Origin of the sequence: Spartinivicinus poritis (assembly GCF_028858535.1) — a bacterium.
Classification (GTDB): domain Bacteria; phylum Pseudomonadota; class Gammaproteobacteria; order Pseudomonadales; family Zooshikellaceae; genus Spartinivicinus; species Spartinivicinus poritis.
The window spans coordinates 26,831-36,127 of sequence record NZ_JAPMOU010000051.1 but is presented as its reverse complement, the minus strand read 5'-3'; the positions used below and the strand labels follow the sequence as shown (position 1 = coordinate 36,127).

Annotated in this window: 11 protein-coding genes and 1 pseudogene; 3 read left to right on the top strand and 9 right to left on the bottom strand. The window is 38.2% G+C overall.

The genetic code is table 11. From position 1 onward, the window contains the following. Positions 1 to 10: 10 nt before the first annotated feature. The 5 genes and pseudogenes from ORQ98_RS24330 to ORQ98_RS24310 all read right to left on the bottom strand — a co-directional run bounded on the left by ORQ98_RS24330 (position 11) and on the right by ORQ98_RS24310 (position 2,946). Positions 11 to 757: a defense against restriction DarA-related protein gene (locus ORQ98_RS24330; protein ID WP_274691420.1), complete on the bottom strand. Its 747-nt coding sequence runs from the start codon at positions 755 to 757 to the stop codon at positions 11 to 13. Positions 758 to 852: 95 nt separating this feature from the next. Beyond that, positions 853 to 1,143 (bottom strand): hypothetical protein, encoded by a 291-nt coding sequence (locus tag ORQ98_RS24325; protein ID WP_274691419.1) that lies wholly within the window; start codon positions 1,141 to 1,143, stop codon positions 853 to 855. Then, a pseudogene (locus ORQ98_RS24320) lies at positions 1,136 to 1,624 on the bottom strand (defense against restriction DarA-related protein); the annotation flags it as partial. The gene ORQ98_RS24325 and the pseudogene ORQ98_RS24320, both read right to left, overlap by 8 nt. A gap of 75 nt (positions 1,625 to 1,699) precedes the next feature. After that, entirely contained in the window at positions 1,700 to 2,131 is a 432-nt protein-coding gene (locus ORQ98_RS24315) for a hypothetical protein (RefSeq protein WP_274691418.1), read from the bottom strand. Then, the gene (locus ORQ98_RS24310) at positions 2,128 to 2,946 is read right to left on the bottom strand and encodes a hypothetical protein (protein WP_274691417.1); all 819 of its coding nucleotides are present in this window, start codon (positions 2,944 to 2,946) and stop codon (positions 2,128 to 2,130) included. The genes ORQ98_RS24315 and ORQ98_RS24310 overlap by 4 nt, the downstream gene beginning before the upstream one ends. Positions 2,947 to 3,500: 554 nt before the next feature. Between ORQ98_RS24310 and ORQ98_RS24305 the strand changes: the two genes are divergently transcribed. Beyond that, on the top strand, positions 3,501 to 4,295 hold the full coding sequence (locus ORQ98_RS24305; RefSeq protein WP_274691416.1) for a substrate-binding periplasmic protein: 795 nt from the start codon (positions 3,501 to 3,503) through the stop codon (positions 4,293 to 4,295). Positions 4,296 to 4,437: 142 nt separating this feature from the next. On the opposite strand, the gene ORQ98_RS24300 is transcribed toward ORQ98_RS24305, so the two are convergent. The 3 genes from ORQ98_RS24300 to ORQ98_RS24290 form a co-directional block, all read right to left on the bottom strand. Next, entirely contained in the window at positions 4,438 to 5,133 is a 696-nt protein-coding gene (locus ORQ98_RS24300) for a tail fiber domain-containing protein (protein WP_274691415.1), read from the bottom strand. Positions 5,134 to 5,240: 107 nt separating this feature from the next. Then, positions 5,241 to 5,924, bottom strand: a complete 684-nt coding sequence (locus ORQ98_RS24295; RefSeq protein WP_274691414.1) for a tail fiber domain-containing protein — start codon at positions 5,922 to 5,924, stop codon at positions 5,241 to 5,243. A gap of 160 nt (positions 5,925 to 6,084) precedes the next feature. After that, positions 6,085 to 7,095 (bottom strand): hypothetical protein, encoded by a 1,011-nt coding sequence (locus tag ORQ98_RS24290; RefSeq protein ID WP_274691413.1) that lies wholly within the window; start codon positions 7,093 to 7,095, stop codon positions 6,085 to 6,087. A gap of 366 nt (positions 7,096 to 7,461) precedes the next feature. On the opposite strand from ORQ98_RS24290, the gene ORQ98_RS24285 reads away from it, so the two are divergent. Further along, positions 7,462 to 7,812, top strand: a complete 351-nt coding sequence (locus ORQ98_RS24285) for a hypothetical protein (protein ID WP_274691412.1) — start codon at positions 7,462 to 7,464, stop codon at positions 7,810 to 7,812. A 295-nt stretch (positions 7,813 to 8,107) separates the two neighbouring features. Then, complete coding sequence (locus tag ORQ98_RS24280; protein ID WP_274691411.1) at positions 8,108 to 8,650, top strand: hypothetical protein; 543 nt, start codon at positions 8,108 to 8,110, stop codon at positions 8,648 to 8,650. Positions 8,651 to 8,865: 215 nt separating this feature from the next. On the opposite strand, the gene ORQ98_RS24275 is transcribed toward ORQ98_RS24280, so the two are convergent. Beyond that, positions 8,866 to 9,258, bottom strand: a complete 393-nt coding sequence (locus tag ORQ98_RS24275) for a YbaY family lipoprotein (RefSeq protein WP_274691410.1) — start codon at positions 9,256 to 9,258, stop codon at positions 8,866 to 8,868. Positions 9,259 to 9,297: the final 39 nt, after the last annotated feature.

The window sequence follows — 9,297 nt, the reverse complement described above, 5'->3', positions numbered from 1 at the left end:
TCAAATCCTCTCATAACAGTGGATTATACACATGATGCTGTATTATTGAACCTAGAAATGATTCGCGACTGGTATATTTTTCAGCAAGCCCCATTTCAATTAATCGATCTGCAGGTGGTTCTAACGTATCGAAAATACCAAATGAACCTAAGTGATCGTATTTACCCTCTAAAATATCTTCGAGGATTTTAACCAGGCATTGCTCTTCGTCGTCTTCATCTGTTGGGGTATTGTCCCCATCATTGGCGGCTTCAATTTCCGCAAGCATTTCTTCCAGTAGTTTTTTTAACTCGTCTCGTTGGGCAGTCAACGTTTGGTTCTCCTCTTCCAAGTCCTGGTGTTTTTGCTGCTGTTCTGCAATTTGCGTCGTTAATTCCGTGGCTTGAGTTTCCAGGGAGGTTAGCTCGTCATCTGCGGCCTGTAGTTCGGCTTGGGCTTGTTTTAGCTGTTGCTGGCGCTCAATGAATTTAGCGGAATTACCACTGATCAATTGAGCCAGTTTAAGAGCGAGCTCATCCAAACTGATATCTGTTAACGTACTCCCATTCTGTTTAGCCGACACTATGTGGGTAATGTCCCGCTTATTTAATAACCATCGATAAGCGATTAGGGTGTCGTTTTGATTGACGACAAGGGGATCTTTATCGGGGGCATGAAATTGCGCTGATAAGGTTTGACCGTCACTGCAAATAAATTGGGCGGTGACGGTGGCAAATAATTTATTTTTACGGGGTTTGCTGATCGTGGCATCACCAATTACCAGGTTATAGCTGGAAATCTATAATGTGGCATAGAATGGATGACCCTATACTCACTGATAGCACGCTTTATGATGAGAGTAGCCATGTCACTTTATGATTTTCCAGCTATACCGTCTAGTGTTGCCAGCTTTTTTTGGATGACACGACGCAAGGCGGCGAGTGTTCTGGGCAGTCGCTGGTATTTGGCGGATACCATATCCAGAATTAAAGAAGGCTTATCCTCTGGATAGAAGGCATCATCCAGTACCTGTAAGGGTAAAGGCTCTGTTAATAAGTCGAGGCTATCCACTGTTGAAAGCTGGTCAAACCACTCTTCTAACGTAATGCTATCAAACCCCTTTGCGAGAGGGTCATAATCCAAGTGAATCTGTAGTTTATTCATGATTTAGGCTGCAATCGGTGGTTGAATTAATTGATCCAGGATTTCTTGTTGTATATTGGTCTGGCTTTGTAGCTCGGCAATTTCCGTCGTTAATTCCGCATTGTTGTTTTTCGGTTAGCTGCTGTTGGGTACTCAGTTTGGCCTGGCGGGATCCACTATTGGACTGACCCTGTTTACGCTCAGCCATTTTTCTAAGCTTTGCCTGAAAACTTTTTGAGTTTTTATGAACAAAGCCCGCAATTTCTTTCACGGCTTTATTCAGGTTATCAACGTTTTTAATAGCTAATACCTGGTTATTTAATTTCACCTGGAAAATAGCCCCCTGGGCGGTAGCTTCAACAATCAGCTTTTGGCCATCCGCTAAAAACAAGGTGGCTTTTTTGGTTAGGACACCGGACTTACGGACAGCACGCTTACTGCCTTCTATATCGTTTACTGTCACATCTCGCTTTTTTAACGCTTTAACAAGTGGCTTTAAGCCGGTGGCATTGAAATTATCAAAATCAAACTATAGGTGTTGTTTATTACGGTCAACCATAAATCGCCTTTTAAATAATTAACCTATTGGGAAATTAATATACGGGTGAATGCGTACCCCTTCGGTTGGTGTAACCCAATCGGGCAAATCCAATGACACGGCGATTAAATCATCTTCCTGATCGATTAAACCGGTTAATGAATACTTAGCAGGTGCGGCAATAGCCCCCTCTGGCATCACGCATTTAAACAGTAACCGGCCATTGGCAAACACAATGTCACCAGGTTTAAAAGGGGCTTCATAAAATACATTAGCTAACTGGTTTAACGAGGTATCAAAGGTTCTCAAGCCAGGTGGACTAGTTGTTTCATCGATTAAATCAGGGTCATGACCTAACTGAAATTTCTTAATCTGAAACTGGGAGCTTAAACCAGCAATTGAATGGGCATTTTTTTCATAGTAACGGGGCAACAACAGGGCGCGTTGCCAGGTGTTGTTATTGGTTATCATGCATTAACATTCTCAACGTATGTATCAAGCGGGGCATAGTCAGCGGGTACCTCATCAAAACAGAAATAGGGGATTTCGTTATACTGTAAGAGTGGTGTTAACTCTCGTTGCTGAATGGTTTGCCAATCAAGTCGAGGGGTTGTGAACTGATCTTGATAAGCTAAATGAGCTGGCCTTTCTGTCTTCAGGGTTTCAATTAGCAACCGATCAGGTTTTGCTTTGAAATGAATACTTAGCTGGAATAGTTCACCTTCATAAACAATGTGGGTGGGGCGGATCTTCTCTATTTCTTGACGGACAATGGTTTCGAATTCGCTGCGACTGATTTGCAATAACCGTAAGTGCCCTAGATCAACCCATAACCGGCCCCGAGATGTTAAAAAATAATCATCCAGCGCATGCCCCAAGTCATGTACTTCATCTGTTGAATAAAAAGTGCCTTGTTGATAAGACTCTGCGTCTTTGGCATACAAGGGTTCCCAGCGGGTATTTAGCCCACTGAAGTTACGCGCCAGAATCGATTGCACGGGCAGTGAGGTATCTTTGTAGTGCAACTCATCCCGACGCCAGGCAATCGCCAGTGGTTTATTGGTTTCGGCAATGGGCATAAAGACATCAAAAAAACTGCCCATATCGGCTAACGCTTTTTCCAGGTCTTCCGGGCTGGCGGTAAAAATCGAGCGGCTGTTTTCGACCCGTTCAATAGCCGGGGTAAATTGCTGATCCCAAAACAATTCCAGGGCCATGGCCAGCTGTACCCAGCGCTCAGAGGACTGTTTACTGACTGTAAGCCGATTAACTAACCAGTGTTGCACGCCATACCACTAACTGAATAATCATTTGGTTAGGATACTATGAATTAAAGGAAAGGAACGATGATAAAAAAATAATGTTCTTACTTTTTTATTGCCAGGTTTAGTAAAGGTGACTGTTTGTACTTTTCCTCAGAATGAAATTTATCTGAATCTCGTTGAGTCAAAGTTAATATCGCATATAGTTAAGAACCTAAGTTATACTATGTACTTCTTAGACTACGGCTATAATGGCGATGGGTTAATGATGAATTATCAGGCTATAGAGTCTCCCTCTACTGTGAGAACAGGTTTGTTAGGTTAATATAACATTTTCTATTAAGTCATCATTTCAGCTGTGGCTTTTATAACTACAGATTGGCATCTGTTCCGAGTTATCCAGTTTTTACTCATAAGTTTCAATGGTATGCAATAAATATTCGCAACTTGAACAGCTTACTATATTTAGTTAACAACTGATTATGAAGAGCATGTTGAATAGTTTATGATGTATCTGAATTGATCAAGTGCTCAGTTGTTTGCTAAGGTTTAATAAAGTGAGTGATTGATTCATGCAAATGAAAGAATTAACTTTTGCGCTTATTTTTTCAGCCTTTGCATTTGGTAGTGAGCAAGATGTTACTATCTATATTGATGAGAATTATAGTCCATTCAGCTATAAAACCAATGGCCAAGCTGTAGGCTTGTATGCTGATATACTCAACACAGCTTTTTCCAGGATGAAAAGTTTTAATGTAAAACTGGTGCCTATCCCCTGGAAGCGTGGTAAAAAGATAATGGAGCAAGGAAAAGGGTTTGGTTTAACTCCTGCATACTTCCATGGCCATGACTGGCCTTATTTATACCCATACTCCTTTCCCTTTTATACTGAAACGGTAATTACTATCTGTCAAAGCAGCGTATTGGAAAAACCAAAGAATAACTGGCCATATGATTATCTTGGGTTAAAAATAGGAAACGTTGCTGGATACGATGGATGGGGAGGGACAGTATTTAGACAATTAGTGGCACAACGCAAAATAAAATATGAAGAAACTAAAGGAGTTAGAGACAGTGTTATACAGTTAATTGTACGAAACTTCGACTGCATTATAATGGAAGGCAGGGCATTTGATTATGTGTATGGTGGGCTAAAAGATCATAAATACGGCACTACTTTGCTAAAAAAAGGGGCTGTTGTTGGTAAAGACTCGGTCTATATTGGCTATTCTAAGCCAGCAATAGAAGGGGGAAAGTACCCTTATTATATGAAGTTTATGCAAGCGTTTGACTCAGCAATTTATAAAATGAGGAAGAGTGGAGAAATTAAAAAAATAATGAGCAGAAGTAATCATTTAGTTAATAAAAAATAAAGCCACCTTAGTATATATTATAGTTCATTCAACTAATAGCTAAGCCGATCATATAGTTACTCATTTACAATATGTTAATAAAATCTTTGCTAGGTTCAATAATAATCAATTATAGGAAATCCTTTTCTCTATAAAGGTACTATCAGTGCTTAATTTCTAGTACTTCAATCCTCTCCTTTAACTCTTTAATAGACTCCAGCAGTACTGGAACAAGACCTTGATAGTCAACTCGAAGATAGCCTTTATCATCTGGCTTTACTAACTCAGGAAATTCAAGTTGTATCTCTTGGGCAATAACACCGTATTCAGTTTGGCCTGTTAAGTGGCTTTGAATACTATCAGGACGCCATTGATAGCGGTAACCATTTACATGGTTGATCTTTTCTAAACTGTCTTGCAACGGTTGAATATCTTGTTTAAGTCGGATATCGCTAAATCCTCTTGCAGTAGTGGGCTCTATAAGACGTTCTGTTCTAATAGGGCCCAGACTACCTGGAGCAAAATATTCTTCACCATTAAATGTATGTACTTTAAATAAATACCAATCATCAAGGCTACTTTCAGCTGGTTGAGGAAAATAACCTTGTTGGCATTTATCTCGTACTAATCGGTAAAATTCCTCAATGATATAAAAATACCGAGAAGAAGAGCCATCGGGTAAAGTAGTTTCTATCCACTCGCCAGGAAGTCTTATCCGAATATTTTGTGAGTTTGTTAACCAATACCAGTCATTACCATCCGACTTACTACAGAAAACTTTCGCGATGTCAGCGTAAACACTAGTAATAGTACATAATATTAATATACCAGTGAGTAAGGCTTTAGATAATTTAGTCATTGATTTAACCTAATCAATTGTCAATGTAAAAATAAACTATTCGTATTTAATGATACGGAAGTTTGATGCCTAGCTGCCCAGAGACCTTCTAGCAGAAAATTAAGCTATTAGTGCTGAGATTCTAACCTTTCTACTTTTATTTTTAGTGCTTTAATCGACTCCAGTAATACTGGAATTAAACCTCGATAATCAACCCGCAAGTATCCTTGCACATCTTGTTTGACTAGATGAGGAAATTCAGCTTGGATTTCTTGAGCAATAACACCGTACTCTGTTTGGCCAGCTAAATGGCTTTGAATACTATCAGGACGCCATGAATAGCTATAGCCATTTAGACGACTGATTTTATCTAAATTGTGTTGTAGTGGTTGGATACCTTGCTTTAGGCGAATGTCGCTTAAAAACTCACTTCCAATACTAATTTCCTGTGACTGCCCTGTGTTTGTAACGGGGCCAAGACTGCCTGGAGCAAAATATTCATCACCGTCCAGTGTATAAACTTTAAATAATCTCCAAGCATCAGATTCACGATCATCAGGTTGGGCATAATAGTCTTGTGGACAATGACTAGCAATTTGTTGATAAAAGGGCTCAACTATATAAAAGTATCGAACGGAAGAGCCATTAGGCAAAGTGTTTTCTATCCATTGACCAAGAGCAAGTAAATTGGACCAGTACCAGTGACTGCCATCTGACTTTGCACAATATACTCTTGCTGTGTCAGCATAAACATTAGCAACAGTACATAATGTTAATATACCAGTGAGTAAAGTTTTAGATAATTTATTCATTGATTTAACCTAATTAACTAACAATATAAAATAAAATATTCGTATTTAAGTATTTGGTCTAATGAGAACAATTGAAAACTTCTCTAAAAACTCAAGCGCTGGATAGAATATAGGCTACTAGTGTTGAACCATCCGTGGCGACAAAGAGGTTGGTTATCACCTATTGGGTAACCAATAAATTATAGGCATTATCGGGATTTCCATCTTTGATAACCAATGGAACGTATGTTGAGTAGAGAGATTGACACAAACGTTTGTAGTGTTGATAAGTGGTATTTGAAACACTTAAATAATCCACATCCTCTATTTGTACCCAGTTTCCAGTCATAGTTTCGGGCTGATAGGGATATGCTTGCAGGTTGCGAATATATGACCAGTCATGATCATCTATCCGTTGATTTTCTGGTCTACAGACAACAGTGGCTTCATCCCAAACAAAAGTAGTCATATTGGTAAAACGAGGTTGAACGTAGTATTTAAAGTTCGGATTTCTATCGGAGTGGGAATCTTGTGATGTATTAAAATCGTAAAAGCGTAATTCGGCACTGGTATAAGGCCAGTTTTCATTGCGACTAATTAAAAAGCGATGTGAGATATTACCGTTAGCTTTCTCAGGTAGTGCAGCATACCCGGAGCCATACTGGTTTTGACACGCTGCATTGACCTGGTGATACATAGCACTTGTGGTTCTAAAGTAATCAACATTATCAAGCTTTACCCAACTGCCATAGACAGTGACTTGCTCGCTGTGAGGGTTTGTTAAATGTACATTATAGTTTCTATCTTTTGAACTACACACAACTTTGACGAGTTCGGTGTAAGTTGTCATTTTAATACTGGTTGTGACGGGTTGAAGACTGTCAACGATATTAAATTGAAATAGATCACTTCCCCAGAAGCTATAAATTGCAGCCTTTGGCTCATAATTGACGCCTTTTTGGTCTTTACATTGTTTATTAAGCTGCTGATATTGTGAGCTAGAGAGGTTGTAATAACGCTGATGGTTTATATCTATATGATCATCACTGACTTCTACATTCACATCCTGTGAGTTTGTTAGCCAATCCCAATCATCATTCCAAGCGCAAGCTGCATAGATAGTTGAAGCATGAGTAGAAGCAATATGTGAAAGTGCAATTATACTAATAATAAGAGAACTAAATACATTCATTTTATGTTTCATTGATTGTGTAAAAAATTAGTTTGTAAAAAGGATTGTGGGTGTCTGATTAATTATGAATTTAACAGGTTTAATAGGCTCTCATTTCATTACTCTCTTAAATTAGAGGGCGCGGATTATAAGCATTATCGACCATAAATAAAGATGACCAATTAAAGACCATGAAAAAAGTGAGTGAAAAAAGTGTATTTGTAGTGCTTGGTTATTGAACAATGGTGGTGTTTTAAACTTTATACTTAACTGGAAAAACACTATGAATTTAATTCCTTTGAGAATTGGAGCCAATAAAATATACTTTTATTAGCTTGTTGAGTTAATTTTGTTTTATTTCTAAGTTGCACAAGGATATGTGTAAACATGAATATATATACTAGTTATGCACTAAAACCGAAGTCTTATCAGAGTAATGATGTGAGATGGAGAGTACTTATAAAAGATAAAAATGAAAATACGTTTACACCTGGCATTACTCTTAAAATTTCAGTGGATGGTGCTCTAGTCGAAACACTTGGATATTTTAGCGTTCAACAAATATTCCCTATGATGATCAATGTCAGGATTAATCAGATAAAATACCCTATTTATACGATGGCTGAGGTTCAACGTATTGTTTTAAAAAAATATCGCTATCATATTGATGTTTTATTTAAACAAATTCTGCCAAAAGATAAACAATTTTTAGAAAATCTTGAAGACTATTTAATTTAAATAATAGTTATATTTTACAATAATCTTGAAAAGGCTGTCACGTGTTCAAGTGATAGCCTAGAGTTGGGTCTGTTTGTGTAAAACCTAATAGGTTAAAATTAGTTGACTCATTGTTTTAACCGTATCGACAAACAACATTTCTGTCAGATTGAGTAGCTCTGCAGGCCCATCAATACTAATTGCAATACCAGCATTTTGATCAAAAAGGCTTTAAGCTAGTCCCCTCAACTAAGCAATGCTCTCCCCGCTGCTATGCTTAACAATAATGTTGTCATATTGGCCGGTGGGGTTATGAATGCTCAATTCACTGTTAACTAAACTATTTGTTGTGCTTTGCTGGCAAGTAGGCTGGATACCGTTTTCTTTCGCATCAGGATTAGACTCGATTGAAGTAACTTTAAAATTGCCGAACACTTGGCAGCTAGACAGTGGAAAAACAATTCGTCATCAAGGCCAAGAAGATCAGCAATTAATCACTGTTAAACTCGATAAAGACAATACAGCTTTGTTTGCCCAGAAAGGCCAGTCCTCAAATATGCTGGCTATTGCTGCCATGCCCAGGCAAGGGAGTACCACGGCATTAGACTATCAAAAGATGATCGCCGTTGAAGGCGATACTAAACTGGTTAAACCTGCCTATGAACAAAACTTAGCAGGTCACTCGTTTGCGGTATTGGAGTTAGAAGAAAAACGAGGCTCTAAAACTAGATATGAATCCAGTTATGTCATAATGATGGGGAAGTGGATTTTAGAGATTACACGGATTTGTTATGGTCAGCCCCATTGTCTGATATTGCCTGACACCGTTCACCAGTTAAAACTAGTACATGACAAATAATACGCTTATTGCCCTTCTCTGATCTAATACGTTAATCATCTATGTTAAACAAGCAACCATTGCTGACTTATAAAAGGAATTATAGGCATTTTTATTCTAGTGCTTTTAACGTGTCCACTCGGCAAGCGTGCGGAGCCATACTCTGCGCATGCTAGCCAAGGGGAAACGATTCATTCATGCAGCTGCTCAAGATTACACAACTAAGACAGTTTGAATTATTTTACAAAATCTAAGTTTAAATCTGCTTTATCTTGAGTTGCTTCTGTAAAAACTGGCTGAACCGATGTATTAAGAAACCAGCTTGTACCATCAACTTTAATAAATGCTTCAACCTCATAATCATTTGATGGATTGATGTATTTAATGTCTACTGGTAGCTGATAAAAATTCGGCTGACTTGATACTTTGAGACTTTGCTCTGAAATTACCTTATGCTTCGCATCTCTCAGAGACGCATCGACCAGTCTAACTTTAAAAATAGCATTTTTCGGCAACTCAACCACTTTTGAGTAGTTTATCATACCCGAAATATATACTTGCTTGAGCTCTGCTGAAACAGCAGCTGCCTGAATTGATAAACCAAATAAAATTAATATTAATTGCTTCATTAGGCTCTCTGCTTATCTTATCGTTAAAATTTAAAAAAG

Bases quoted from the DNA above. Each gene is read 5' to 3' on its own strand.
- ORQ98_RS24325 (WP_274691419.1), bottom strand. From the start codon at position 1,143: ATGAATAAACTACAGATTCACTTGGATTATGACCCTCTCGCAAAGGGG.
- ORQ98_RS24315 (WP_274691418.1), bottom strand. From the start codon at position 2,131: ATGATAACCAATAACAACACCTGGCAACGCGCCCTGTTGTTGCCCCGT.
- ORQ98_RS24305 (WP_274691416.1), top strand. From the start codon at position 3,501: ATGAAAGAATTAACTTTTGCGCTTATTTTTTCAGCCTTTGCATTTGGT.
- ORQ98_RS24300 (WP_274691415.1), bottom strand. From the start codon at position 5,133: ATGACTAAATTATCTAAAGCCTTACTCACTGGTATATTAATATTATGT.
- ORQ98_RS24295 (WP_274691414.1), bottom strand. From the start codon at position 5,924: ATGAATAAATTATCTAAAACTTTACTCACTGGTATATTAACATTATGT.
- ORQ98_RS24290 (WP_274691413.1), bottom strand. From the start codon at position 7,095: ATGAATGTATTTAGTTCTCTTATTATTAGTATAATTGCACTTTCACAT.
- ORQ98_RS24285 (WP_274691412.1), top strand. From the start codon at position 7,462: ATGAATATATATACTAGTTATGCACTAAAACCGAAGTCTTATCAGAGT.
- ORQ98_RS24280 (WP_274691411.1), top strand. From the start codon at position 8,108: ATGCTCAATTCACTGTTAACTAAACTATTTGTTGTGCTTTGCTGGCAA.
- ORQ98_RS24275 (WP_274691410.1), bottom strand. From the start codon at position 9,258: ATGAAGCAATTAATATTAATTTTATTTGGTTTATCAATTCAGGCAGCT.